At 58.3% G+C, this 26,258-nt stretch carries 18 protein-coding genes and 4 pseudogenes; 13 read left to right on the top strand and 9 right to left on the bottom strand.

What is annotated here, in order from left to right:
- Positions 1 to 111: 111 nt before the first annotated feature.
- The 3 genes from EOB80_RS35600 to EOB80_RS35590 are packed head-to-tail and all read left to right on the top strand — an operon-like array spanning position 112 to position 741.
- Positions 112 to 315: a hypothetical protein gene (locus tag EOB80_RS35600; RefSeq protein WP_245466463.1), complete on the top strand. Its 204-nt coding sequence runs from the start codon at positions 112 to 114 to the stop codon at positions 313 to 315.
- Positions 303 to 500: a hypothetical protein gene (locus tag EOB80_RS35595; RefSeq protein WP_245466462.1), complete on the top strand. Its 198-nt coding sequence runs from the start codon at positions 303 to 305 to the stop codon at positions 498 to 500. The genes EOB80_RS35600 and EOB80_RS35595 overlap by 13 nt, the downstream gene beginning before the upstream one ends.
- A 16-nt stretch (positions 501 to 516) precedes the next feature.
- Positions 517 to 741, top strand: a complete 225-nt coding sequence (locus EOB80_RS35590) for a tyrosine-type recombinase/integrase (protein ID WP_245466461.1) — start codon at positions 517 to 519, stop codon at positions 739 to 741.
- A 737-nt stretch (positions 742 to 1,478) separates the two neighbouring features.
- Here EOB80_RS35590 and EOB80_RS35585 read toward each other — a convergent pair.
- A pseudogene (locus EOB80_RS35585) lies at positions 1,479 to 2,106 on the bottom strand (transposase); the annotation flags it as partial.
- 388 nt (positions 2,107 to 2,494) lie between these two features.
- On the opposite strand from EOB80_RS35585, the gene EOB80_RS27575 reads away from it, so the two are divergent.
- The 5 genes from EOB80_RS27575 to EOB80_RS27555 all read left to right on the top strand — a co-directional run bounded on the left by EOB80_RS27575 (position 2,495) and on the right by EOB80_RS27555 (position 9,520).
- Positions 2,495 to 3,478, top strand: a complete 984-nt coding sequence (locus EOB80_RS27575) for a thiamine pyrophosphate-dependent dehydrogenase E1 component subunit alpha (RefSeq protein ID WP_126080640.1) — start codon at positions 2,495 to 2,497, stop codon at positions 3,476 to 3,478.
- Between the two features lie 19 nt (positions 3,479 to 3,497).
- On the top strand, positions 3,498 to 4,505 hold the full coding sequence (locus EOB80_RS27570) for a pyruvate dehydrogenase complex E1 component subunit beta (RefSeq protein WP_126080641.1): 1,008 nt from the start codon (positions 3,498 to 3,500) through the stop codon (positions 4,503 to 4,505).
- A gap of 141 nt (positions 4,506 to 4,646) precedes the next feature.
- Positions 4,647 to 5,408 carry an SDR family oxidoreductase gene (locus tag EOB80_RS27565; protein ID WP_245466459.1) on the top strand — a complete coding sequence of 254 codons (762 nt, stop codon included), beginning with the start codon at positions 4,647 to 4,649 and terminating at the stop codon, positions 5,406 to 5,408.
- Positions 5,409 to 5,999: 591 nt separating this feature from the next.
- On the top strand, positions 6,000 to 7,208 hold the full coding sequence (locus EOB80_RS27560; RefSeq protein WP_126080642.1) for an acetyl-CoA carboxylase biotin carboxylase subunit family protein: 1,209 nt from the start codon (positions 6,000 to 6,002) through the stop codon (positions 7,206 to 7,208).
- Between the two features lie 1,559 nt (positions 7,209 to 8,767).
- Positions 8,768 to 9,520 carry an SDR family oxidoreductase gene (locus tag EOB80_RS27555; RefSeq protein ID WP_245466458.1) on the top strand — a complete coding sequence of 251 codons (753 nt, stop codon included), beginning with the start codon at positions 8,768 to 8,770 and terminating at the stop codon, positions 9,518 to 9,520.
- 387 nt (positions 9,521 to 9,907) lie between these two features.
- Here EOB80_RS27555 and EOB80_RS27550 read toward each other — a convergent pair whose 3' ends face one another.
- Positions 9,908 to 11,710: an ABC transporter ATP-binding protein gene (locus EOB80_RS27550; RefSeq protein ID WP_126080644.1), complete on the bottom strand. Its 1,803-nt coding sequence runs from the start codon at positions 11,708 to 11,710 to the stop codon at positions 9,908 to 9,910.
- 676 nt (positions 11,711 to 12,386) lie between these two features.
- Between EOB80_RS27550 and EOB80_RS27545 the strand changes: the two genes are divergently transcribed.
- From EOB80_RS27545 to EOB80_RS27525, 5 genes are all read left to right on the top strand, one after another.
- On the top strand, positions 12,387 to 13,130 hold the full coding sequence (locus EOB80_RS27545; RefSeq protein ID WP_127330950.1) for a LuxR family transcriptional regulator: 744 nt from the start codon (positions 12,387 to 12,389) through the stop codon (positions 13,128 to 13,130).
- A gap of 969 nt (positions 13,131 to 14,099) precedes the next feature.
- Positions 14,100 to 14,981 carry an SPASM domain-containing protein gene (locus tag EOB80_RS27540; protein ID WP_245466457.1) on the top strand — a complete coding sequence of 294 codons (882 nt, stop codon included), beginning with the start codon at positions 14,100 to 14,102 and terminating at the stop codon, positions 14,979 to 14,981.
- Between the two features lie 870 nt (positions 14,982 to 15,851).
- On the top strand, positions 15,852 to 17,108 hold the full coding sequence (gene ectB / locus EOB80_RS27535; RefSeq protein WP_127330948.1) for a diaminobutyrate--2-oxoglutarate transaminase: 1,257 nt from the start codon (positions 15,852 to 15,854) through the stop codon (positions 17,106 to 17,108).
- Positions 17,101 to 17,940: a hypothetical protein gene (locus tag EOB80_RS27530; RefSeq protein ID WP_126080647.1), complete on the top strand. Its 840-nt coding sequence runs from the start codon at positions 17,101 to 17,103 to the stop codon at positions 17,938 to 17,940. The genes ectB and EOB80_RS27530 overlap by 8 nt, the downstream gene beginning before the upstream one ends.
- A 524-nt stretch (positions 17,941 to 18,464) precedes the next feature.
- The gene (locus EOB80_RS27525) at positions 18,465 to 19,736 is read left to right on the top strand and encodes an aminotransferase class I/II-fold pyridoxal phosphate-dependent enzyme (protein ID WP_126080648.1); all 1,272 of its coding nucleotides are present in this window, start codon (positions 18,465 to 18,467) and stop codon (positions 19,734 to 19,736) included.
- Positions 19,737 to 19,772: 36 nt separating this feature from the next.
- On the opposite strand, the pseudogene EOB80_RS27520 reads toward EOB80_RS27525, so the two are convergent.
- From EOB80_RS27520 to EOB80_RS27490, 7 genes and pseudogenes are all read right to left on the bottom strand, one after another.
- Positions 19,773 to 20,944: pseudogene (locus EOB80_RS27520) on the bottom strand (IS5 family transposase).
- Between the two features lie 595 nt (positions 20,945 to 21,539).
- Positions 21,540 to 21,782 carry a tyrosine-type recombinase/integrase gene (locus tag EOB80_RS35580; protein ID WP_245466465.1) on the bottom strand — a complete coding sequence of 81 codons (243 nt, stop codon included), beginning with the start codon at positions 21,780 to 21,782 and terminating at the stop codon, positions 21,540 to 21,542.
- 119 nt (positions 21,783 to 21,901) lie between these two features.
- A pseudogene (locus EOB80_RS35995) lies at positions 21,902 to 22,084 on the bottom strand (transposase); the annotation flags it as partial.
- A 344-nt stretch (positions 22,085 to 22,428) separates the two neighbouring features.
- The gene (gene fabG, locus EOB80_RS27505) at positions 22,429 to 23,214 is read right to left on the bottom strand and encodes a 3-oxoacyl-ACP reductase FabG (protein WP_126080649.1); all 786 of its coding nucleotides are present in this window, start codon (positions 23,212 to 23,214) and stop codon (positions 22,429 to 22,431) included.
- Positions 23,214 to 23,540, bottom strand: a complete 327-nt coding sequence (locus EOB80_RS35990) for a thiamine pyrophosphate-dependent enzyme (RefSeq protein WP_348526695.1) — start codon at positions 23,538 to 23,540, stop codon at positions 23,214 to 23,216. The genes fabG and EOB80_RS35990 overlap by 1 nt, the downstream gene beginning before the upstream one ends.
- 457 nt (positions 23,541 to 23,997) lie before the next feature.
- Positions 23,998 to 25,356, bottom strand: a complete 1,359-nt coding sequence (locus EOB80_RS27495; RefSeq protein ID WP_245466456.1) for an aspartate aminotransferase family protein — start codon at positions 25,354 to 25,356, stop codon at positions 23,998 to 24,000.
- A gap of 228 nt (positions 25,357 to 25,584) precedes the next feature.
- A pseudogene (locus EOB80_RS27490) lies at positions 25,585 to 26,258 on the bottom strand (hypothetical protein); the annotation flags it as partial.

The following is a 26,258-nucleotide window of genomic DNA, read 5'->3' as shown; positions in this document are numbered from 1 at the left end:
AGGATTGAACGAAGCCGCTAACGCGGCATTTGGCGGATCGGTTTGCAGGAACGCTTCTGTTTTGAAGGATCGCGGCTGTTGAAGCGCAATCTGAGAACAGGAGCTACAGAAATGGCCAAGTTGACCCCAGTTCCCCGGCGCATGATCGAGGATATGACGATCCGTAATCTGCCGCCGGCCACGCAGCGATCCCCACGTGCATGCCGCGGCGAAGTTTTCGCGCTACTTGGCCGTTCGCCGGACCGGCTCGGTCTGGAGGACGTGCGCGCCTTCCAAGTTCATTTGATGTCGACCGGAATCTCGTGGCTGCGCTGAACCAGACGGTGTGCGCGCTGCGGTTCCTCTACGGCGTGACGCTGGGCCATGCCGAGAGTCCGGAGCGGATCGTCTATGCTCGCTCGCTACGCACGCTGCCGGTGGTATTGAGCGCCGACGAAGTCGTGGCCTTCCTAGAGGCGGTGCCGAGCCTGAAGTGCCGTACGGCCCTGACGACGGCCTAAGAGCAGGTCTCAGTGCTTGGAGACTGTCGGGCTGAAGGTCGGCGACATCGACAGCGGTCGCGGGGTGATCCGTGTTGAGCACGGCAAGGGCGACAAGGACCGCACCGTGATGCTGTCGGCGCAGCTTCTGCGCATCTGCGAGTCTACTGGCGGCTTGGCGAAGCCGCGGGACTGGCTGTTTCCCGCGCGCGGGTGTTATTTGGGCTTGTCGTTCGGCGCGTGCGGCCGCCTAAGCGGGTGACGGTCCACACGCTCAGGCACAGCTTCGCCACGCATCTTCAGAACGCACCGACATCCGCACCATCCAGGTTCTACTCGGCCACAACAATCTGTCCGGCGGCGCGCTACGCTAAGGTCTCGAACAGCCTCATCCGACGCACGACAAGCCCGGCTGAACATCGAGGTGCCGCCAGGGTGAGTGGTACCGCCATGTCGGCGAGACTGAAGGTGGCGGATATCTTCCGCCGCCATGGCGAAGTATATAGACAGGTTCATGACGGCTATCTAGGCTCGCATCGAGCGGCGTGTGATGAGCGCGATCGAGCTCTGCCGGACCGCCGAACTGGGCGGCCAGTCTACGGCTGCCGCTCCTGCGGTCGATCCGCGTGGCCTACAATTCCTGTCGCAGCCGGCACAGTCCCAAATGCCAGGGTCAGGCCTGCCGGGACTGGCTTGCCGCACGCCAGAATGAACTGCTGCCGGTGCTCTATCACGCAGTGTTCATGCTGCCGGCTGAGGTTGCTGCGATCCCTTTCACAAGGCGGCACCTTATACGCGGCCGAAACGCCTGCGCGCGAAGCCAATCTCAGGCATTTGGGAGCTGAGATCGGCCTCATCGCGGCGCTGCATAGCTCTCATCTACCATCCCGCCTGATTGTATCGTACCGGGTGGTGGTGTCTCGCCCGACGGCACACGCTGGATCTCGTGCAGGCCGGGCTCTTTTTACTCGTGCGCGTGCTGTCGCGCCTGTTTCGCTGGCGCATGACACGGAAGACGCGCTTGTGATTGACGGCCGGTTCGCCGTCTTTCGCGTTCCCTGTTCGTCAGGGCTGTGATGCGACGATCGCCATAGGTCGGGCGTTCGTCGATCAGGCGGCGACCAGCTCCAAGAGCCCATCGTCATCGGGGTTGCGATAAGGCCCGCGCGGCTTCACCAGGCGATGCAACTCATGGAGATGGGAACGCGCCGCCCCGAGGGTCTCGGCAACGGCCTTCATCGGGAACCGTCCCTCGGCTGCGACAAGAGCCGCAAGTTCGGTTTTTTGACTCCGACCTGGCCAGCGCGTCTTTGAGGATCTCCACTTCCATGGTCTTGCGGCCGAGAAGCCGCTCGAGGTCGCGAAGGCGCTCTTCAAGCCGCCGCACTTCCGAACTCCCGACCACAGATTCGTCCGATCCCACCGCAGCCGTTCCGCCTTCCTTCAATAAACGGCGCCAACGATACAAGAGATTTGGCGCCACGCCTCATCGTGCGGCGACAGAGGACACGGTCTCACCCGGAAGGAAACTCTCCTCGATAATCTGCAGCTTCTGTTCGGTCGTCGTCCAGTGTCGGCGCCGTACCTCCCCGGTGATCAGTTCAATCCGTCGACAGTCGTCAGCCATAAGCCTGTGCTTGAGGATATCCCCAAGCCTCCCGCGTTAGGCCGACTGTCCGGCCGAAATGGGGGCCAGTTCAGGATCCGACATTGTTGGCGAACTTCGAACAAAGGAGGTCTGTGCAGTTCTTTCACGACGCCTTTCTTCGATGAAGAACAGTGTAATGCGAGCCTTCAGGTCAAATGGCATGACGCATGCACAGGGTTGTGCGAGCCGGAAGGAACAAGGCCATGCTGACAGAGAACCAGATGAAAGTGCCTGCCGAGATCGTGCCTCGCCAGGAGAATGCCGAAGAGACCCGCCACGTACCTTCGGAGCTCGAGCACGAGGATTTAGCCGATGCGCGCTGTTGGAATGCAGGCGATCGCCCCTTGCTGACGGGCAGGGTTGGGTCATGCAGTTGAAGGGCGATCGTAGGCTAGAGGCTTTTCGACGGATGCTTCGCATCCGCCGATTCGAAGAAGAAGGTAGGCGCCTGTTCAACGGTGGTCAGATCCCTGGTTGGTTTCACACGACCGTGGGTCAGGAAGGCGCTATCGTCGGAGCAAGCCTCGCCCTCCGGGACGATGACGCCATGACCGGAACACACCGTTCGCATGGCCATCCGATTGCGAAGGGCGCGCATTTGCAGGCGCTTATGGCAGAACTGATGGGTAAGGAGGGCGGCGTTTGTAAGGGGCGTGGCGGTTCGATGCATTTTGCGGACAGTTCAGTGGGGATTATCAGTGAATCGGGAATCGTCGGAGGGGGCATTCCTCTTGCCACAGGATGCGCATTTAGCGCCAAGGTGCGCGGCGTCGATCAGGTTACCCTTTGCTTTTTCGGCGACGGAGCAGTGAACCAGGGCACTTTTCACGAGAGCCTCAACATGGCCTCGTTGTGGAGGCTTCCCGTCATTTATCTTTGCGAGAACAATGGCTATGCAATGACCACCTCCGTAGCAACAAGCCACGGACAGCCGGACATTGCCCTACGAGCGGCAGGTTACGGAATTCCAGGAGAAATAGTAGACGGACAGGACGTCAGTGCCGTCTATCAATCTGCGGCATATGCGGTCACGCGAGCACGCGCGGGGCAGGGACCCACTCTCATAGTGGCCAACACTTATCGGTTCGATGAACACAATATAGGCTTGGCCGTTTCTGGGGAGCCTTATCGACAGGTCGCAGAAGTCGAGGCACACAAACGCGACCGGGACCCAATTTTGCTATATCGCACTGTGCTGCTCGAAGAGGGTGTAAATGAAGAGACTCTAGCAACCATCGAGCATGAAGTGGCCCAAGCCGTCACACAGGCCGTACAGTTTGCTTTGGCTAGCCCCATGCCCCGGCCCGAAACGTTGCCCGACTATATGTTCGTGTCGACCATTGCCCGCTAAGGGTGGGCTGGAGGGATTAATGGATGTGAAAGACGATACCCACAGAGACGCAGCCACGCCCGGTCCCCATATTCAGATGACCTATTTTGAGGCAATCGTGCAGGCCCAGCTAGAGGAAATGCATCGGGATGAGCGCGTTGTATTGTTGGGAGAGGACGTCTCAGTTCATGGCGGCGGCAAGCTTATCGAATGCTTCGGCAAGAACCGGGTTTGGAACATGCCAATTTCAGAAGGCAGTTTTACGGGACTTGGCATCGGGGCTGCCATCAATGGTTTGCGACCGATTGTAGACATTTCAACTGCCAGTTTCATCTATCTCGCTTGTGACCAGATTGTAAACCAGGCCTCAAAATTGCGGTATATGACTGGGGGCCAGATAGACATCCCAATCGTCTTTCGCTGCTGTATGTTCTCGACGGGCTCCGAAGCGGCACAGCATGCCGACCGGCCTTACCCGCTTTTTATGAACGTGCCGGGCCTTAAGATTATCAGCCCGACCAGCGCTGCCGATATCAAAGGCCTCATGAAATCCGCCATTCGCGACGGCGATCCTGTGCTCGTCTTCGAGGACACCCGCCTCTGGCCTCTCAAAGGCGACGTCCCCACGGATCCGGACCATTTAATCCCAATTGGCAAAGCGGACGTGAAGCGCGAGGGGGAGCACGTTACCGTCGTTGCCATCGCCGGTGCTATCAGGCCGACCATGGAAGCTGCCAACTACCTCATCGAGGAAGGCATTTCGGTCGAAGTGATCGATCCACGTACATTGAAGCCGCTCGATTATGAGGCAATCAAGATGTCAATCGAGAAGACCGGACGGCTGATTATTGTCGAGAACGGACACCGTATCTGCAACGTCGGAAGTGAAATCGCAGCGGTGATGGCGGAAGAGTCCTTCGATCTTTTGAAGCGACCTATCTTGCGGCTGAGTGCTCCAGATATTCATGTCCCATTCAGTCCGGCTCTTGAGAAGGACTTTTTTCCAACACGGGACAGCATTGTTGGCGCCATACGACAGTTACTCTGAGTTCCCAAAAAACGCATGAATGGAAGTAACACAGCAACTGCCGTTATCGTCGCAGTAGGAGGTGATAAGACGCGCTTAGAAAAAGAAGGCAGGCCATCAGACGATAGGCGGGAAACATTCCAGAAGGGATAGGGCTTATACATGAGTAAATCATTCATCGATGGCAGATTCGGTCTGAGTGGGAAGACCGCTTTGGTGACCGGCGGAGCACGCGGCATCGGATTGCAAGTCGCGCTTACATTACAAGAAGCTGGCGCCGATATAATTCTCACTGGAAGGGATCGGGTTCGCGTGGCCGCGGCGGCAGATCAGTTTCCAGTCAAGCCTAAAGTCTATCAGCTCGATGTTAGGGACTCGCAGGCGGTACGCGATCTCGCCGATGGCATCGCCGTTTGCCCTGACATCCTTATTAACAATGCCGGGGTGTCCCGCGCGGCGCCGACGAAATATACCACCGACGAGGATTGGCGAGCTGTCCTTTCAGTCAACTTGGACGGCCTGTTCTACTGCAGTCGCACCTTCGGCTCTCTCATGGCGGAGCGCGGTTCCGGCGTGATTGTAAATATCAGTTCGATATGTGGAGATGTTGTCACCCGACAGGAATCCGTAGTCACGGCTTACAATGCGAGCAAGGCGGGGGTAACTATGGTAACCAAAACCCTTGCTTGCGAATGGGCAAGATCTGGGGTTCGGGTGAACGCAGTGGCGCCTGGATTCGTACAGTCAGAGATGACCGACCAGTATCCTGTAGAAGTGGTCAGGGCATGGTCTGATCGGACGCCAATGGGCCGCTTCGGCCAACCTCATGAGATTGCATCTGCCGTCCAATTTCTTGCTAGCGACGCGTCAACCTATATCACGGGAACGGTATTGTTGGTGGATGGTGGCTACACTTGCTGGTGAGATTTTCTATTGGTTAATTCTGGTGGGCCATCCTGCTGCCTGGGGTGACAAAGCAAGATGATCTACCCATCGAAGTTTCTGTGCGTCGCACTACTTGATCCATAGTTTCGTAGTCAAAAGCACGGTGAACGTCAACCGAATCGATGAAGCTATCCAGCAGTTTGGCGGTGCGTTCTTGAGGCCGCTGTAGGTTAGGTGTAAGGCCGTTCACCAAGCTCGTTTGAATGACAGTTCGCGCGACGAGCAGAAGCTCGTGCATCGTACCTTCTCCCAGACGCTCCCCAGCCAGCTGAGTGATGTAGACACCGGTCATCACCCGTTGCCATGGGATCTCTGGTCCTTCACCAGGATCGGTGCGGCGGTAACGGATCCCATCATCGCGCCTCTCATTCCCCAGCCGACTTGCGCGAGAAGAATAGGCCTATATTGCGGCAACCAAGACACTCTTTTTGGTGGTCATGACGTCACATCCTGCAACAGATAAATACAACTACTTCACAAGAATTTACCAATCGCAAACCACGAGCAGTGGTATGTTGGACGAACTCACGCGCGGAAAAAAACCAGACAAGCTATTCGGAGTCGACAAACATGAAAAGAAGAGCGCTTATCCTGATCGAGGGTACAAGGAACAATGGTCCTCTATATGTCCAAGCGGCCCGAAGTCTTGGCCTGCACTCGATTACCCTGGCGGCTGATCCACTTAGGCACTACTATCATGCCGCAGAAGACAGTGAGGTAATCTGTGTGGACACATCCAATCTCGATGCGCTGATTTGCGAGTGTGTTCGGCTGCATGCGACCTATGATATTGCTGGGATTACGAGCTCGGAGGAAGCTGCATATGCGACAGTCGGCATGCTCTGTCGACATTTCAATCTGCCAGGTCCGAACGCCGAATCGGTTGAACGATGCTGCGATAAATTCACTCAACGTCAGCTGCTTGGGCAAGCCGACATTCCAATTCCTGCCTACGCGTTGGCAACGAATGCGAGCGAGGTTGTAAGCTCTGCCGCTAAAATCGGCTTTCCTGTAATTGTAAAACCAGCCACGGACACCGGCGGCAGCGAGGGGGTCCGATTGTGCGGCAGTAGCGAGGAGCTAATCCAGCATACTGCTTATCTATCAAGCAGGTGGAGTACATGGCAGTCCCCAGCAAGAATATTAGTGGAACAATTTGTGAAAGGCTTTCATTATTGGGTGGAGATGATGGGAGATGACGTCATTGGAATCGCCTCTCTCGAATTCGGTCCCTCGCCGCATTTCGTATATAATAGATGCGCCTATCCGGCCTTGCTTACCAATGAAGAGGATGAGCGCATCGCCGATGTTTCACTGAGGTGTTTACAGGCTCTCGACCTTCACTGGGGTCCGACCAACGTTGAACTCAGGTGGACGGCACATGGGCCGGTCGTCATTGAAGTAAATCCGCGTATGTCGGGCTCGCCCGGTGTTGAGCTAGTTGAGCTAGCTTGCGGTATCAATCTTATCCGAGAGCACATTAAACTCGTGATCGGCGATGAGGGCGATTTGCGCGGAACCCGTTCAGAAACTGCTGCTGCGCAATTCCTAGTTCCTGAACGGGACGGCGTTCTCGATTGGATCGATGGCGTCAGCCGGGCGGCTGCTGTACCTGGCGTCGCCAAAGTGAAGCTTTACCTTGAACCAAACACCACGATCAAAAGGAGAGGCGATCACCGAGACTTAATCGGATATGTGACCGCCAGCTCGCCTGACATCGCTCGGACGGAGGCGATACTTCAGCGGGCCGTCGGCTTAATTGAGTGGTCGGTTACATAGGTTCGATTTCCCTTGCTACCTGGCGGAGCGGCGCTTGTGTCCACCGTGTGGTGTTGCCGGGTTCAAGCGCCAGCCGCTGAAGATGATGAAGCCGACGTGCATCATTGTTGAAGCTGCTGAAGCGCTAGCGCAGCGAAGAAGAACCGCCAGGGAGCCATACGATCAGCGGATGGCGCACAGGATCGCTGGTCCTCGACGCACCCGTTTCCGGTTAACCTCCGAGCCAGCGACTGTCGGCCCTCCAACAGGGAAACCGGCAGTCCCGCGCGCGTCCGCAACAGCGGACGGTTGTCGTGCGTAGGACGGAGGAAATTCGCCCCTGCCTCGGGCGGTGAACGGGACAGCCGTAGGAGCGTCAGCAAAGCGCAGGCCGCAGGACGGGACGCGGGACGACTTTCCCCGTCCGCGGCGATCCGCATGTGTTTGCGTCAGGAGAAAGGCTGACCGGACGAAAGGCGCACTGCCGCTTCTCGAAAGTCCGGTCGCTGATCAGCGACGTGCGGTAGGATCGGCCATAGCAGGGCCGAGTTCCCCCTGGAAGAAAAAACAGGTGTTGCACCCGTCGGGTCCCCCTCAATTGCTGGGCAGCCTGTTAACTTCCAGCCTGGCATACTCGCTCTCCAGGTCGTCTTGCGCGGGTTCGGCAATTCCTCGAGCGTCAGCTCCACGGCCAAGATCGCCCGCTCAACGATCTCACCCGCGTCGAGCTCGGCCAGGCCCGAATCAATACCGGCCCAGCTGGTTGGCTGCCAGTCGCAGGAGACTGAGATTCTGCATGGCAGAGTTTACTCGGCAAGCGCCAGCCAGCGCTCTCGGTGGGCCGCATTCATACCCCAACAGAGCGCGTTCAAAGCTGAGGTTGCCGCCAAGGCGCTGTCAAGCAGAGGCTTATCGCGAAATAGAGACGTACGGGCTGCGATCGTTCGAAGGTCGTCGAACGATCGACCTGATTGCAGACCGCGCATACGCCTACGAGGCCCGGGGGTACGTCCTGGGATGTTTTAGAACAGCCATGCCCGCATTACTCCAGGAGCTTGGCGCAAGGCAACGGAGGCCTACGAGTTCTGCTGCACCCGGACAAGGAGCCCGTGTGCCGGTACTCACCAAACCGCCAGCTGGTTCCGAAATAAGGCGATGTCGCAGGTCCGAACAGCTTGCGCACGACTGCGCGAGGCATAAACTGGTTTTAACCCTAGCGAAACCTTTTGTGCATTCTCAGGGCAGTTGCTGGTGCTTACGATTAGAATGACACAAGCAAGGCTCGGCTTGCCGGATCCTGAGTATGTAATACTCCGCTTCCGCCGCTGCAGAAGCCAGTCGTCGGGGGGAACTTCGGCGGGGGGAAGGAAGCCGCGGGTCTCGATCAGCGGGATGGCATCTGGGTTTGAGGTAGCAGAACCGGGGAAGCGTCTTCACCGCTTCCCCGTCGATCCTGCGGATAGGGGCAGAGCTTGGCAAGCTAGTCCGCTCGGCAGATCGCAGAGGCGGTGGCATCGCCCAGACCATCGTGCCTCACGCGATGTCCCGCTGCCTATGCATGTCGCTCGTCGAAGTGAAGGGTGGAAAGGCAGTTGGATAAAAGGTTTGCAGGTAAGGTGGCTCTCGTGACGGGCGGGCGTAGCGGCATCGGTCTTGCGACTGCGCGACGTCTAAGGGACGAGGGCGCTCGCGTGTTCACCGCTCAACGTGGTGAGGACCGGGAATTCGAGGCCATTTCGGTCGACTTCACAGCTCCGACCAAGGCGGCTCATGCTATCAAAGCGGTTGTCGAACGGGCGGGACGGCTCGATGTCCTGGTAAACAACGCCGGGGTCATGCAGGAGGCGCTCGTCGAAGATATGAGCCTAGCAGATTGGGAGAGGACGATCGCCATAAATCTGACCACCCCATTCGTGCTGATAAAGGCGGCGATGCCTCACCTGCGGTCCACTGGCGGCGCGATCGTGAATGTCGGATCGATCGAGGGGCTGGGATCCAACCCGAAACACGCGGCCTATTGCGCCTCCAAGGCTGGTCTCCACGGTCTCACCCGCGCGGTTGCGATCGACCACGGCGCCGAAGGTGTGCGCTGCAACGCTGTCGCGCCTGGCTGGATCGACACCGACCTGAACTTGGATTTCATCGAGAGCATGCCGGACCCCAAGCGCTTTCGCCAGCAGATCGGTAATATCCATCCAATTGGGCGAACGGGGAAGCCGGAGGAGGTCGCGAACCTCGTAGTCTGGCTGGCTTCGCCAGAATCCTCGTTTATCACCGGTCAGGTGTGGACGATCGATGGAGGCCGAATGGCGAAGCTCAGTCTGCCACAGTAGAACCTGCGCAGGTTTGCCAAGCCGGACTTCATTGGACACCGCTCTCTTAAAAGGTGTTTGACAGCTTAGGTTGCAACCTGAGCGAAACGTTTGCGTTGTGCCCGGTATGAAAGAGGTCTAGGATTTCGGAGGATCTCTTGCAGTATAGTTCTAGAATTTTCTAAGCGAAAATTAACGAGCTTAAGTTCTGCGCAATGCAAGCGAAACAGGAGTATGATGGACGGTACCTTATGTTTTTTTGGATGGGAGTCGGTTTCAGCGGACACCTCCATGTGCTTCCCAATATACGTCGACCGGGCTAGATTTGGGATGTCGTGAGACGGCGATACATTTTGTACCGGGAATGGGCGCTCTCGCGGTCGGGCACTCGATCCTGATACTTGGCGCTCAGGCCAGGCCCATCGCTAGTTCCAACGCCTGCCGTTCGAAGAGGCGGCGGTAAATGCCACCATCGAGATCGATCAGCGCGGCATGATCGCCGTCCTCCATGATGCGGCCACGGTCGAAGACGAGCAGCCGATCGAGCGAGCGGACCGTCGACAGCCGGTGTGCGATGACGAGTGTGGTTCGACCCACCATCAACCGATCCACCGCTTGTTGAATGAGCACCTCGGATTCCGAATCGAGGCTCGATGTGGCCTCGTCAAGAATAAGGATCGGCGCGTTCGCCAGGAAGGCGCGCGCGATCGCCACGCGCTGGCGCTCGCCGCCGGAGAGCTTCAAACCTCTTTCGCCGACCAATGTCCCATAGCCCTTCGGCAGGGGCGCGATGAAGTCATGCGCACTGGCCAGCCGTGCCGCTTGCTCGATTTCGGCCTGGCTCGCGCCAGGCCGGCCATAGGCGATGTTCTCGGCAAGCGACCTGTGAAACAGGATAGGCTCCTGCTGCACGATCGCGATCTGCGAACGGAGCGACTCTTGGGTCACCTCGGAGACGTCCTGGCCGTCTATCAGGATCCGGCCGCCGCTCAGGTCGTAGAGTCTCTGGATGAGCTTCACGAATGTTGACTTGCCGGAACCGGAAGGTCCAACCAACCCAACCCTTTCGCCAGCCTCAATCGACAGCGAACATTGGCTATAGATCGGCAGGGGATGGTTGGCGTAACGGAAGTGGACGTTCTCGAAATCGATGCGGCCCGTCGTGATCCGGATCGGCTTGGCCTCTGGACGATCCGCAACATCCAGCTGCTGATTGTGGATGGCCACCAGTTCTTCCATATCATTAACCGAGCGTTGCACGGTGCGGACATGCATGCCGGCATCACGCAGATAGCCCTTCAGGACGATGAAGGACGTGAGAACATAGGCTATCTCGCCCGGCGTTGCCTGTCCATGCGACCACAGAAGCAGGGCATATCCGACCACCGCCACCCTGAGCGCAACCAAAGTGACGCCTTGGGTTGAGTCGACGATCGTTCCGCGCACCCAACTCCGGCGCGCGCGGTGCCGCCATTTGGTCATGATATTTTCAAGCCGCTGGTCTTCGCGAACCTCGGCGCCGAAGCCTTTGACCACAGCGTTGCAACTGACCGCGTCCGCAAGCGCGCCGCCGAGCTTTGTGTCCCATTGGTTGGCAAGGCTCGCCGCCGGCGCGACATAGCTGAGCGACAGCGAAATCGAAAACGCTAGATAGATCAGAGAGCCGCAAGCAAAGATCACGCCCATGACCGGCCAGTGCCAGCCGAGCAGCGCCGTCGAACCTACCAAGATGATAAAGGACGGGAACAGCGCGACCAATATTGTGCTGTTTAGAGGGTCGAGCGCCCACATGCCGCGCGTTATCTTGCGCACTGTCGAGCCGGCGAAGCTGTTCGCATGCCAGTCTGTCGAAAAGCGCTGGACATGATAGAACGCTTCGTTCGCGACATCGGACATCATCTTCAGCAAAAGATCGTTCAGGCCAATGACGGCGATGTGGCGCATGGCGATGGCAACGAGCGCAAGCGCAATCGGTACAGAGAAGGCTGCAAGGGCCGAATGCCAGGCTGGTGCTGCCACAGCAGCGCCGCCTGCAACAGCATCGATGAGACGACCTGAATAGACCGGCATCAGCACGTCAGCCAGCGTGGAGGCAAGCATCGCAGCCGTGATGATCGCGAGCCGCACCGGCTGCCGGCTCCAGTGGCGGACAGTGAAGGCGAGTACGTGGCGACCAGTGGCGCCGCGTCCATGGACGGGGAAACGTTTCATAGTTTCCAAGCGGGCGCATCAACACGCTCGGTCCCAAAGACGTTAAAAGACAAAACTAGAATTTTCGACCTCCCCCATAACAGCATCAATTTTGGCGGGCAGCTCCTGCCGCCTCACGACGGTGATGTTCAAAAGTCGTGCCAACTGAGCGGGAACATCCGAAGGACAAATTCAGCAGGTTACCGAGCCTGGAGAAAGTCAGCCGCGATCCAGTCGAATACTTTTGCTACGGCTGCCCAGCTCGGGAGATTGGAAAAGAAGGTCGACGTATCGATTGAATTGTGAACTTGTTCTTTCTCCATCCGATAAGCGGAGTGAGTGCATCACGTTGCCTCGATCAAATAAGTACAGTTGCCATGCAGCTTTCTCAGGCCCGGGACTTAGGTGCTGATTTCAAAAGCGCGCCGCGAATACGTTCCTGCCCATATTCCGTCAATCGAATGCTCGACTGTCGGATTGTGCGCTCCCCGACACAGTGCTGTTCGGTTCGCCTCCTGGGTACCTCCCCCAGTCGATTGACGACCTGAAGAAGAAGCTTCGCTCGCAAGCTGGCACGACTCTTGAGGGTACTCCAGGTGGCGAAAGGAACTCCGGCTCGAGTCCCGTTGACTTCGGATGTTGCGAGGCTGGGCTGGAGCAAACTTTGCACCGATGAGAACGCAATGAAGGAGGCATCATGGAACTCCCGCAGGTGGAGTTAGACCTATTCCTCGAGATGACTGATGATATCGCTCAATCCGAACAGTTGTTCGAACGGATGTCTGCGTTTGCGCTGAAGTTCGATTGCCCGTGGATTGCCTATGGCCCGCTCGCATCAAAACAGGGGGTTTTCAAGCCGAACCGAGAGGGTTCTGTGGTGATGTGGAATTATCCTGCTGAATGGCAGGAGCGCTACTCGAGAATGGGCTATGCCAAAATAGACCCACTCATCAAGAAAGGTCGAAAGGAGGCGGGGCCCTTTCGATGGAGCGAGGTGTATACCGATGAAAGCATAACTGAAGATGGACGCCGCGTCTTGGACGAAGCAGCAACATTCGGCTTGAGGTCAGGCGTTACCGTCCCATTACATGGCCCTGGTGACAGCTTTAGGTTTGTGAGTTTTGCTCAATCCTCGGACTGCGAATTGCAGAATAGAACGATCACCTACCTGCAAATGGCCGCGCTGCGGTTTCATCGGATGGTTACGAAGTTCGACACTACGACTGCGTCGGAACGAGTACATAACCTGTCTCCGAGAGAAATACAGTGCATTGATTGGGTGTCGAAAGGAAAATCGTCATGGGAAATAGGAACTATTTTAGGCAGATCACGAAATACGATAGATTTCCATTTAAAAAATGTAATGCGGAAGTTGGATGCGACCAGCAGAACGGTAGCTGTTGTAAAAGCTTTGAAAGTTGGGATTATCGAACCGCCGTAGGTGCGCAGCTAGTTCTCCGCCCGTAGTAGCGCGCGTGATAGCCGAGAGCTCCGGCGTGCGCTCGCTCTTCGAAGCCCCAGCGCCTCGTCCATCTCGGCCTCGAGCACCTCCTGCATCACCCACCTCGTTCGATCTATCCGGGTTTCAAAGCAGAATGTCTTTGACGGCAGCGCTGGCGGTCTTACTTTCCGTCTTGATCATGGCGGCGTTCCTTCCAGGGAATCGGTGACGTTGAGCACCACCCTGTCATGACCGCCCGCTCTCAGCGAATTTGCAGAACTCAGCACGCCATTCTGTCTTAAGCGACTGACGCATGAGTGATGTGTGTCCAAAATCTGACAGCCGTCAGAAAACATGTCGGGTTCAAAACAGCGGAGCGTCTTGGGCCTGTCGGGCTTTTCGAAGCCTATCACGCAGTAACTGCGCGCCAAGGGCACTGGCACGGCCTTTGCTGGTCGAGGTGCGGCAATATAGTGTGAGGGTTAAGCCGCATGAGAACACGGAACTCGCTCGACGTAAGGGATGATCGACCTCATCCAGAAAGCTTCTCTCCGGCGGGTTCGAGGGTGCTGCGCGCGCATCTCGGCGACGGGCCAGCGATCGACGATTGAGGCTACATCTCCGGAGCGAGTGATGCCTCGAAAATTGCAATGCTGTCTCTGGTCCGACGCGCTGGAAGTTTGTGAAGAGTCGGCCCGGCAAATCGGCGAACCGGTCGGCTTAGGCTGCGAAAAAGGGTAGATGGCCGCGTTGCCGCGGTGGATCAACAGGCGGTGTCAGAAAGCCAAAGGCACACGTACACTATCGTGGCGCTTCGCAGGAGGTAGATGGGAGTAATCACCAGTGATTTTACCGGAACTTCGCTCAGCAAACACAGCCGGCAGGGTTTTGGAGATAACGACGACCACGGGATGTGTCGTAGGATGTTCATATTGTCCCCAGGACAAGTTCGCGGTCCGGCAAAGAAAAGTGTCTCATGCGAGTCATCTGGGTCTTGAAGATTTCAAGCGGTGTCTGGCCCGCGTACCGACTTCCGTCGACATTGGTTTTGCGGGATACTCCGAACCTTGGCTCAATCCGGACTGCACCGAAATGGTGGAGCACGCCTTCGCCAAAGGCCATGGCATCAGGATTTTTACGACGCTGGTGGGAATGAACGGGCAGGACCTGCAGCGATTGCAAGCCTTGCGCTTGGGCGTATTCGTGGTCCATGTTTTCGATGACGGCACCTACATGAACAGCCGCCTGGTCGGAGACAAGTATCGCGATCTGGTTCGTCAACTCGTCGACGCGGACATCCCCTTGATCCGATTCGTGGCCTTGGGCGAGCCCCACCCAGATATAGCCGACATTATTCCTACCGAAGCACTGATAAAAGCGCGGCCGGTGAGCAGTAGGGGTGGAAGCGTCGACCCTAAGATCGTTGCACCACGTCAGCCAGTGCTCGGAGCCCTAACCTGCGTGGACGAACGACAGTATCGGAATGTTCTTCTTCCAAACGGCGACGTCACCCTGTGCTCCATGGATTTTGAACGGAGTCACGTATTGGGCAACCTTCTATATGAGGGTTACTCCGATCTGTTTGAAAAGCCAGTTTTTCGCGAAATCGTCGACCGCATGAATGGAGCGGATGGTTTTCTGCTTTGCAGAATGTGTGAATTCGCCGATCCAAACGACCGGACCTGGGCGGATGCCGGCCGAGAGGGCGTGCCTGGCAATGCGGATGGCCCCACGACAAATGCACCTGCTCGCGACGCCATCGTGTTTTCGCGTGAGGCGCGGCAGTGGGCCTCGACCACATCGAAAGGGGTCTTCGGCTTCCAACCGAGCTTGTCGGCCTGCCTGCCTTGAGGTAACGCCGATCACAGGTCAACCTCGGTCGGACGGAAACAGCGTTCGTCGATCCCGATCAGCGCTTGATTACTTACTCACGGCCCACCTCGTCAACGCCTTCAGCCTCCCAGACGATCTCCTGTTCGACTCGCCTGAAGGCAGCAGCCCCAGCTGCGGCCGGGGATGGTTGCCGTCGCGGTAGTTGACGCTCTCGAAACCGATGCGGCCCTTCGCCAGCGCGTCTCCCGGTTGCTTCCGCCTGGCCTACGAACGGGCTTTCCGTCAAGGGGGTCCACGGCGGCCCCGCCCTTTTGATCCGGCGGCTCGGGCCAGTTATCGCGCAAGAGATCGGAATCCGCATTCTTCTCAAAGAGAGCGTGGCTTTCGCTGTGTCATCGGTCATCAAATAGTTTCTTGAATCAGGTTGGTGTCCGCAGCCCGAGGTTGAACGGCGAATATTGATGACCGCCGCGAAGCCGCTCGCTCGCTACGGCGCCATCGAGGAGCGCGCTCGCGAGCGGCTTCGCTACCGCCGAGCGACACAACCTCTGGCGACGCGACCCTGCTGATCTCCTTGGACCCATTCATTTGTGCGGAGGCGCTATGGGCAGCGATGGGTGGGTACGTCAACTACCTGATGCCATAGTATCGGTGCTTTCGCGGAAGGTTTAGAAGCCATCTTGTTGCAGCACATTCCCCGAAGACATCCGAATGGAGGGCAACGCAACCAACAATATTCAATGAGGATCCCGGCACCACCAGACCAAACCCAGACCAAACAAAGCTGCCTCCGGCATTCTGCTTCAATGTTAAACGACGAACATATGCCGCAAACCACTAGCCATTAAACAGCTCTCTTCTTTGACGACTATGTGCAGAGGACTTAATATGGACACCGACGCTTTCACGGCTCATGAATCTAGCGTTCGTCGTTATTGCCGGGCGTTCCCCACCGTCTTTACGAAGGCCCTTGGGGCGACGATCTGGGACGAGACGGGTAAGCCCTTTATCGATTTCCTGGTGGGTTCCGGCGCACTCAACTACGGGCACAACAATCCGGATATTATGGCGCCGGCGATTGAATATCTCGTCGGTGAGAACATTCTTCTGTCGCTTGATATGCATACGGCGGCAAAGCGTGACTTCATTGAAGGGTTCGTCGATTGGATCCTGAAACCCAGAGGCCTTTCATACAAGATTCAGTTTCCTGGGCCGACCGGCACGAACGCCAACGAAGCGGCTCTGGCGCTGGCGCGAAAATACACCGGCCGCTCGAGCGTCATGGCCTTTACGAATGCGTTCCACGGCATGTCGCTCGGCTCTCTAGCGGTGTCGGGCTCGGCCTCAACCAGGGAACTGGGAGGCGTCGCTCGCCACGATGTGATCCGTGTTCCCTATGACGGCTATCCGAGCCAAGCTTTCGATTCCGCCAGTTACATCGACAGCGTTTTGAGCGACCCGGGGAGCGGCATAGAAAAGCCTGCCGCAATCATTCTGGAGACCATCCAGGCAGAGGGCGGCATGAACGCCGCATCCGCAGCGTGGCTCACGGAAATTCAGCGCATTTGCCGCACGCATGGCATTGTTTTTATCGTCGACGACATCCAGGCAGGTGCGGGCCGAACTGGCGACTTCTTCTCATTCGAGTCTGCAAAAATCGAACCGGATATTGTTTGTCTTTCTAAGTCCCTTAGCGGTTCAGGTAGTCCGTTGTCCATCGTTCTGATTCGACCCTACTTGGATATATGGAAGCCCGGAGAACATAGCGGGACCTTCAGAGGAAACAATTTCGCCTTCGTGACGGCAGGAGCCATGTGCAAGATGTGGTCGGATAGGAAATTTACTGCAGGTGTCGAGCGGACAGCCGTCAGGCTGCAAACGCACCTCGATCGCCTGGTTGCGAAATTTCCAAGATACATCGAACAGAAGCGCGGCCGCGGTCTGATGGCCGGCCTGAAATGCCGTTCACCGGCAGTTGTCGGCCGCGTGCACGATGTCGCATTCGAAAATGGCCTTCTTATCGAATCCTCGGGGCCAAATCGCGACGTTATCAAAGTCCTCCCGCCGATAACCATCACCGATGCCGAACTCGATCGTGGCATCACCATCCTTGAACACGCACTACAGGAGCAAGACAATGCCTAGTCAGATATCTCAAGTGCCAGCCATCTCGCCGGTTTCGATCAAAGAACGGACCGGGTCGATCAACACGGCGGAGATCATCTCGGTCCTGAAAGGTGAGCTCACCGCTCTGCACATCAAGCAAGCTTTCAGCACCGAAGTAGCAGAGGAGATCACTACGAACTTTATTGGAAGCTCCGGTCTCAGAGAGCGTAAAGATGGTGTGCCCGGACAATATGTCGGTGCATCTCACTACAGAAAGGATGCAGCCACCTATTTCGCAGACGCCGAAAACGCGCGGCCGTACGTCGATGCCCTTTTTAAGAATTTGGTTGACCCGGTTCGAGCAGTATTCGGGGCGTTGAAGCGAGAGCTTCACAACCAGGGAATCGAATTGCGGCTAGCGCGTTCCGAACACGGCCAGGCCAATGTTTGTCGCGGCCTCAGTTGGTCGGGCACAGGCACGTTTTCCTTGGATCCCCACGACGACGTCGCTCAAGTCTTACGTGCTGGCGATGATTACGAGCTTTCTGCGGTGGCGCACAATACGGTCGCAGCGCTCAACCTCTATCCCAGCATGCCTGAGGAAGGCGGCAATCTGAAGCTCTGGAGCCACAAGCCGACGGTTGCGGACCGGATATCGCAAGGTGTGGAGACCACTGGATACCCCTATTCGGCAGCCTATCTGGAGGCCGTCCCTTGCCGCGAGTTCGAGCTCAAAACTGGGGATATCGCCCTAATCGATGGCGGCTTCGTTCACGGGGTTACCGGTCAATCAGGCAACGGAAAGCGTCGCGTGCTGCTGAATTGCTTTTTCGGATTTGCGCGGCCAGATCTTGTTCTCTGGTGGACCTGAGTGGATGTCCCCGACCGCGGGTCATATCGGCCTGAGTGGGAGCGCCGCGGCGAACAGAAGCCACAAAAGCTCCTGAACCGTCTAGCAGGAGCGGGAAGTAGTCGGCGGTGGCCAGGGAGGCGCCGCCGACGTCGTCCTGATTGTGGGCGATACAGGTGCCGCCCCTCCGGTGTTCAGCTTTGATTGTGCCGATGACGGGCTCGACCGCGTGGCGGTTCCCTTGTCTCGCGATTCATTTCCGGTGTCATGTTCCACCTAGTGCTGAAAACTCCAACCTGGGCTTTGCGGCACGTTGTGCCAGGATGCGCCGGCTACTCAGGGCAGAAGAACTCTTCACCCCAGAACTGGGTATTCGGGTCTCTCCACCCAGGGCGCGCCAGCTCCTCATCCGACAGACTGAAGGTGTCTTCGGGATCATATCAGACGGCCATCAGCCGCATCGGAATTCGGCGGTTCGCAATTTGGATCACGTGAGACTGGGGAGCCAATTTACCGCAAATATGCACTTTTGAAAGGACGTCCAAATGTCTCCGGTGGAATTCACAGCGGGCGCTGCAAACGCCAGTCATTTCCGCAACACCGCTTCGGTCATTGATCGGACGCGAATGCATTTCGAACGGGCTCACCAACGTGGTCTCATGGGTGTTTACGGGCGGTCTTTAGAGGGGAGGGCGGTCATGATCACGGAGGGCGAGCGTCGAGGCGATACCATGGCCGACTACGTACGTTGTTGCTACCTCGGCTTGGACAATCATCCAGCTATCGTTGCAGGCGCGGTTGCCGCGATAAAGGAATACGGATCACTCCACTGGTCTTGTGCACGCACGCGCCTGAATTTCGGACTCGTTGGTGAACTTGAGGGATTGCTTTCCCAACTCTTTGGGGCGCGGATTATTACTTACTCGACGGTTATGATTGCCAACATGGGCGCACTGCCAATCATCGCCTCCGGACATTTAACGGGAGGTCAAAGACCTGTCATGGTGTTCGACCGTCTGGCACATGCCTCGCTTGCCTTTCATAAGCCAGTTGTGGCCGAGGAGACCCAAGTCGAGACAATTCCTCACAATGACCTCGATGCTTTGGAGCAGCTTTGCCGCAAGCATCCAATCGTCGCTTACGTCTGCGATGGCGTCTATTCGATGGGCGGCTTCGCGCCGATCGAAGGGCTTCTTGAGTTGCAGGAAAAGTATGGCCTTTTTCTTTACATCGACGACGCACACGGAATTTCACTATTTGGCGAAAGTGGCGAAGGTTTTGCGCGCTCGCAATTACCCAACGAGCTAGGTGAGCGCACGATCGTCGCGGCGTCCCTCGCCAAGGGCTTCGGCGCGTCGGGCGGCATGCTCATGCTGGGAACGGCATATCAAGAAGAGCTATTTCGTTGCTACTCCATTCCGCATGCCTTCTCGGCTTCGCCCAACGTTGCAGCTGTCGGTGCCGCTATGGCCTCGGCGAAAATCCACCGCACGAGCGAGCTCAGGGTTCGCCGAGATCAATTGATCGACCGCATCGCCCTGTTCGACGATCTCATCAACACAGATCAGCGAGGCGCTCCTCTGCCAATTCGCATGATTAATGTGGGCGATGAATTTGCGGCTATTGATTTCGCAGCACGCCTATTCGATGATGGCTTTTACACTTCCGTCACGTTCTTTCCGACGGTCGCTCGGGGCCATGCGGGCATACGCATCTGTCTTACAGCGAGTCACGATCTGTCAGACTTGGCGCGGCTCTGTAATAAGATTCAGATCCACGGACAATCCGTGTTTACCGCAACAGAGGAGCCTCACTGAACACCAAGAATTGTCAGTCGTCCGTGAACAACGAGATTAGTCAGGCTTCGAGTCCTCTCGGCTGACTGGGCTGCGATGAGAAGCCACAAAACCTGTGAACCAGTTGAGCAGGAGGGAGAAGTTGTAGCCGGCGGCGGCGTTGAGGGCGTCGCCCTGCTGGCCGGCGAGGAGTTGCGGCTCATCCGGTGCTCAGCCTTGATGTGGCCGATGCTCTATGGGCTTGCGAGCGTGTGGCCGCCATAGGGATTGCCGGGCAGCGCTTTTTGCATGCAGGGCGAACTGGCCGCCCGGACGCTTCAGCGTGGTGGCCACCGACACCTTCCCCCCGAACTCGTAGGGCATATGCGCCTTCCCTTGCCAATGCATTCCACCTCGTGCGCGTGCAGGCAGTAGATCTTGCGGACGCGCTGGCGCTGACGTTGCTGGAGAACGGTGGCGGCCTGGTAGAGCGGCCATTTGAAGAGCGCGTCCAGCCCCGCATTGCCGGCGATCTGGCGACCAATGTCGCGAATGGTCCGGCCGACATAGTCTTGAGCCTGCGCAGCGCCTTGTTGGCCCGCTTGAACTGCTTGGCGTGGGCATAGCGCTGGTGGCTGATCAGCGCCAGCTTGCCGACCCGCACATAGCTCTGGCGCAAATGGAGGCCCGTCCTCTTGGCCAGCCGCACCAGCCGCTCGCGCGCCCGGTGGATGAGCTTGGCGTCGGTCGGGAACATGACGTTCTTCGGCTGCACGGTGGTGTCGGTCCTCGGACTGATCCGGGGATCACCTGGCGCGTGTCGGCCGGCTTCATCGCCCCGGTCTTGACCGCAAGGCTGAGTCTCGCCTGCAACAGCGCCACGATCCGCTCCTCGCCCATGCGGCTGCGCCAACGCGTCATCAACGAGCGGTCGAACGGCAGCGTATGGCAAAAGAACGTCTCCCGGTGAGATACTGGAAATAGGGGTTCTCCACCCAGCGCTCGCACAGCACCTCGTCGGACAGGTTGAAGGTGTGCTTGAGGATCGCCAGCCCCGCCATCAGCCGGGTCGGCAGCGGCGGCATGCGGGGGCCGTCCGAATAGACCGCGCCAAAACGCTCCTCCAGCATCGGGCAGTCGATCGCATCCGCCAGCCGCACCAGCTCGTGCTTCATGCTGATGATCTGGTCGAGCCTGGAGCGGAACAGGTCCTGCTCTCCCGTCTCGCGCTTCTCGCGTGGCCCCGACATTCGCCGTCCCTCGATTCGCCCGCCGCCGGCCGAGCGAATCACGTTTCGGTTACAGCGTCTATGAAGCGCCCCGCCCACTTGTCTGATTCTAGGAAGGCAGACTATGTACAAAGGGCCGATTCAATTTGAATTCTAGAACAATCGTCATGCCACTCCATATGTAGCAAACCATTTAGTATGCGAAGGATGCGACACTTCCCGCTCTCGGGACTGGTCAACATGAGCTGAAAAAGGAAGGCTGCGACTTCGCAAAGCCCGGCGTGAGACTGGGCTGCTTGCGGAGCCGTCATGCCTTTGATCATCTTGTCGCAAAAAGAGCTGCCGCTCACGACCGCATCGCTCTCGGCGAATCAAAGAGCACGGAAAACGTGTATCGGATCGGGCACACTCACCATCGTAAGCTGCCATGACAGGTCGAATGTTCGCAAGTGCGACCTCGGCAAGCTGCGAGGTGGCGACCTTTACGTACAATGGCGTTGTGTTGATGCTTCGGTGCCCTAGAAGATCGATGACCTCGTTGACCGGCCTTCACTGCTTGACGAGCTGGGTAGCAAGACTGTGGCGCAGGAGATGCGCACCTGCGACTCGCCCGAGTTCAACCCCGCCATGTCGCAAACGCGCATTTGAATGCTGCCACGGGCGGCGTGAAGGACAGGAACAGATACGGACTATCCACCTTCGGTCGAGCGCGCAGGACGTAGTCGGCGAGCGCGGCGCCGGTCTCCTCGAGCGGCGGCGCCACCCGATCCCGCTTGCCCTTGGTGCGCCGGACCGATACCTCGCCAGCACGCCAGTCGATATCCTGCAGCTGAATGGCGCGTAGCTCACCGTTGCGAATGCCCGTCGTGGCGAGTAGCAGCAGGGCTCGATCGCGGATGTCGACGGGCGTCGTTGCGCCGATCGCATCGATTGTCGCCGAAGGTCATCCCATGAAGACGCGGCGGCAAATGCGCCAAACCGCTTTGATGGGTCCGCGGCTTCGGTGCCGGCGAAGCCCTCCGCCTCTACCTGCTGGCCGTCCAGGCCCAGAAGCAACTGGTCCTCGGGCAGGCCCTCCGCCCTTGGCCCGAAGCGATAGCGCTGCAACTCCTTGATGATTTGGCGGAGCCTCTCATTCTCCGCACGCGCGGCCAGAAGCATCGCCTGAAGCCAAAACCTCGAGGCGTTGACGGCTGAGCACGTCCTCGCTGCTGTCGAGCATCCGCTGTCGCTATCGGCCACCACCTCCCGCCAATGAGGCGTCCTTGGAACGACGCGGCCGAGATCCTGTCATGGTGGCCTTCGGATGTGAGAAGTCGCCGCCGTGCGCGTGATGCCAGGGCTCGCTTGGCTTGACCACGGCCCTGTCCGAAGGCAGCCTGTTCCAGGCGTTCGCCATGGCCCCTAGTGCAGCAGGTCCGTAAGTTCGCGCATGCGCAGAATGTGCGGGAGTGGCCGGCGCCGCGTCCTTCGTCACTGAATGGTTTGTGCCGCCGGCCGACAGATTAAGAGGGGGCGAACTCACCGCCGTTGACATCGATGATGGCGCCGTTAATGAAGTCGGAATCCGAGCGAACAAGAAACTTAATGACGCGGCTGATGTCTTCGGGCCTGCCGAGCCGGCCGATCGGGATCCGCGCGAGTGCAGCGCGGTTTCCGGGCCTCTCGGGCGGTCCCGTCATATTGCTTAAGACACGGCCAGGGCAGATCGTGTTCACCGTGATACCAAGCCCGGCGTATTCGCTCATGATCGACCGGGCGAGCCCTGCAAGCGCGCTCTTCGAGGCAACGTAGCTCGCTCCGGCGATCTTCGGCTGCGTACGCGCCGCGAGTGAACTGATCAGGACGATACGGCCTTGCCGGGCTTCCGCCATACCGGGCAACACCTCGCGGCAACAGAGGAAGGCGCCCGTGAGGTTCACCCGGATAACATCATCCCATTTGGCAAGCGGCATATGGCCGAGAGCGACACGCTGATCGTTTGGACCTTTCGGCGAGTAGCCAGCATTGCAGACAAGCGCGGATACCGTTCCCCACCGCTCGCGGACATTGGCGAAGAACCGGCAGACGCCGCGTTCGTCACGGAGGTCGACCGTGTCGGCGTGGATATTCCAAGCTGGAAAACGGGCGCGTAGATCGACAGCGGCAGCCTCCACCCGCTCTCTCGTCTGGCTGAAGAAAGCGACGCGCCAGCCAGCGTCGATTAGATGCGCGACGGTCGCAAACCCGATCCCGGTTGCCCCGCCGGTGACGACCGCAACGCCCATTGATTTGGTGTTTTCTGTCGTCATCAAACGGAACCCACGTCGCGCACGACGTTCTGGTCAACCGCGCCGCCGAAAAGGGAAAGAGCAGGATGGGCGTTGGGGGCGGCGACGACCTTGACTAGCCACGGCCTTTCAGAGGCGAGCGCCTCGAGAGCAGGCCCTATGTCGTCCGGTACCCTGACGACGGTCGCGCCGCAACCGCACGCCCGGGCGATTGCTGCGTGGTCGACTGGAGCGAAATGGCAGGCGCTCGTACAGGGTCCTAACGGCATTGCTTCGGCATGCCTTTGGAAGCCGAGCACGCCATTCTTTAGCACGATTACGACGACGGACACGCAGTTGCGTACCATCGGCGCGGCGGCGCCACAGGTCGATGTGTTGGAGGATTTGACAAAGAGCGTTGATCGTGACCGCAGCATGGACCACGAGGCACAGCGCCTCGTAGGTGCAACCGACCTCGGTTGGATCGACGCCGATATGGATGTTGCACGCGCCAGGCGTGATCTGGCGCCAACTGTCTGTTCCATTCTGGTTGGTGCGCGTTCCGACAGGCTCGCCTTGAAAGCCTCCGGAAGTGATGGCACGAGGATGGCCGCGGGCGGCCCGTTTTGGGTGGTAACCACTGCAATCCTGCTTAAGACGCGTTCAAAGTCGTCTGCCATGGCGCCCCCCATCTTCTCCTGCCGGTAGGCGAGCTGGCGGGATGCCAATCGTACCGCAGGCGAGGAGGACGGCAGACGGCAGGCTCTGGCCAAACAAGGGCTTCAACGCACGCGCGATCGCCTGTGCGACGGTTTCTTCCATGATCTAACCCGTGATAGTGTCGAGGAGCGCCGCGCGCTGAATTAGGAAGCGGTCGAAAGCATTTGCGACGAAGGCGATCTCATCCTCCCCCATCGGTGTTGAGAGGCAAGCGGCGGCCGCTTTGGGCAGAATGATGCCTTCCGTGGCGAAGAAGCGAGTTAATTCCGTCATCACGGCCACCTCCTGTAGGGTAAGGAAACTTTCTCGGAACTCTCGCGGCGGCTTGCGCCGCGGGTGAAGGCGAAAGAGGGAAGTGGCTCCAGTGACGCTGAAAGGGGCGCCGTGCCGCGCGATGATGCGTTCGAGCCCGTTTCGCAGTTTGTCCCCCAGCCGCTCGAGGTAATCGAAGGCAGCGCGGTCGAGGGCTTCCATCGCGGCGAGTCCTGCTGCCATCGAGAGCGGATTGGCTGAAAAGGTGCCGCCCTGCGGCAGAGCAGGACCGCCTGATGCGGCCTCGAAGACTGCCATCACCTCGCTGCGGCCTCCGATCGCGCCGATGGGGAGCCCGCCGCCAATGATCTTGCCGAGCGCGAAGAGATCGGGGGCGAGCCCATAGAGCGCAGAGGCGCCTTCGTAACCCTGTCGGAGGTTGAGAACCTCGTCGCTGATAACAAGGATACCGTGACGACGGGCCGTCTCTTGGATGGCGGATACGAAATCCGGCGTGGGCGAAATGAGCCCACTGCGGCTCGGCATGGGATCAACGAGGACGGCTGCGAGACGCCCTGCATGTTCCGTGATCAGCCGGCGCGCGCCCTCGGCGTTGTTGAAGCGCAAAATCACAACGTCATCGAGCACAGCTGGCGGCATGCCGCGATAAGAAAGAGTGGGCGCGGGATGTTCGGGATCGCCCCACGTTTGAGGCGTTGCAGCCTGGCTGACCTCGACCCAGTCGTAGGCGCCGTGATAGGCTCCCTCGATCTTGGCAATGGCGGGACGTCCCGTGAACGCCCGCGCCGCCTTAATCGCAAACATGACCGCCTCGGTACCGGTATTGACGAAGCGGATGCGGTCAAGATGCGGAATTCGGGCGCAGAGAAGCTCAGCAAGATCGATTTCAATCTCGGTCGGGTTGGCGAAGCAGCATCCGCTTCTGAGCTGCTGCGTCACGGCCTCGATCACGGGCGGGAAGGCGTGGCCATGGATGAGGGTCGTGAAGTTGCCGTTGAGGTCTAGGAGACGACGGCCATCAACGTCGACAAGAAACGCACTCTCTCCGTGATGCATGTAGCGGGGAATGGGATCGCGCTCGATAGTGATCCGCGTGGTGCCGTCCGGGAAAACCCTGCGCGCCCGGCCGAAAGTCTCGGCAGAACGGGGTCCGACGAGCGGAGGGGGGGGCAGGGCTGGTTGCTCTAACACCGCGGCTATCCTCTTGCTGTGGCCTGGGAATTACTCGCGCGACATAGCCGCCGCAAAAAATCAGAAGACAATTGTCCACCGCAGATAAGTTCAATTGCCTAGAGGTTCCCAGAAACAAAATTAGGTATCATTCACTTTGCGACGACCGCACTTGATTTTGCACTACAAGTTTCCTCTTCAATAGCTTCCCCTGGTGCGGCGACTTGAGGGGCTGATGATTGTCTTTGTTCACGGAAATGGAGAGATCGACCAACTGATTAAGTTCACCGCACGCTGAATTATCGCCTCGGTCCGGACACGGTCGGGTGAAGCGGCTATGACATGTCCCATGCGATCTCGATAGTCGCCTTTCCTCACGATAGGGGTATTGGGCTCGACACAAAATTGCACCTCTGCGACACCCGGTACAGCAGCAGCCTGACTGCCGCCATGGATCCAATCGACGATGCCATCACGGTCAGGAATTAGGACCCGGACGGCCACAATGTGTGAATGCCTTCTGCGCAAATCCCATTCGTGGCCGACGGCAAGCTTGATGTGTTCGGTGATAAGATCGACTCCATAAGCCAGCCGAACCAATTGAGAACCCGTCCCGCCCAAAAGTCGCGGATTCACTTCAATGACGACAGGGCCAAGCTTCGTCCACCGGAGTTCAACATTCGTGGGACCCCAGCCAAGGCCGAGAATTCGCAAGCAGCTCAGCGAAACGTCGGCGATTCGCTCGTGCTCGTCATCTGTCAGCGAGGCTGGCTGGGTGCCGCTATGAAAGACGAAATGCGGTGGGGGGCCGTAGTCAGCGGCGGCAATCGCAACGACCTCATTTCCCATTATCTGAGCGATATAATGCGGACCATTCGCGTATTCTTCAACAAGTATCCTCGGCGAAGATCGCCAAATATGCT

This window comes from Mesorhizobium sp. M7A.F.Ca.MR.245.00.0.0 (genome assembly GCF_003997415.1).
In the GTDB taxonomy this organism is placed as follows: Bacteria; Pseudomonadota; Alphaproteobacteria; order Rhizobiales; family Rhizobiaceae; genus Mesorhizobium.
This window is presented reverse-complemented; position numbering and strand designations above follow the sequence as displayed.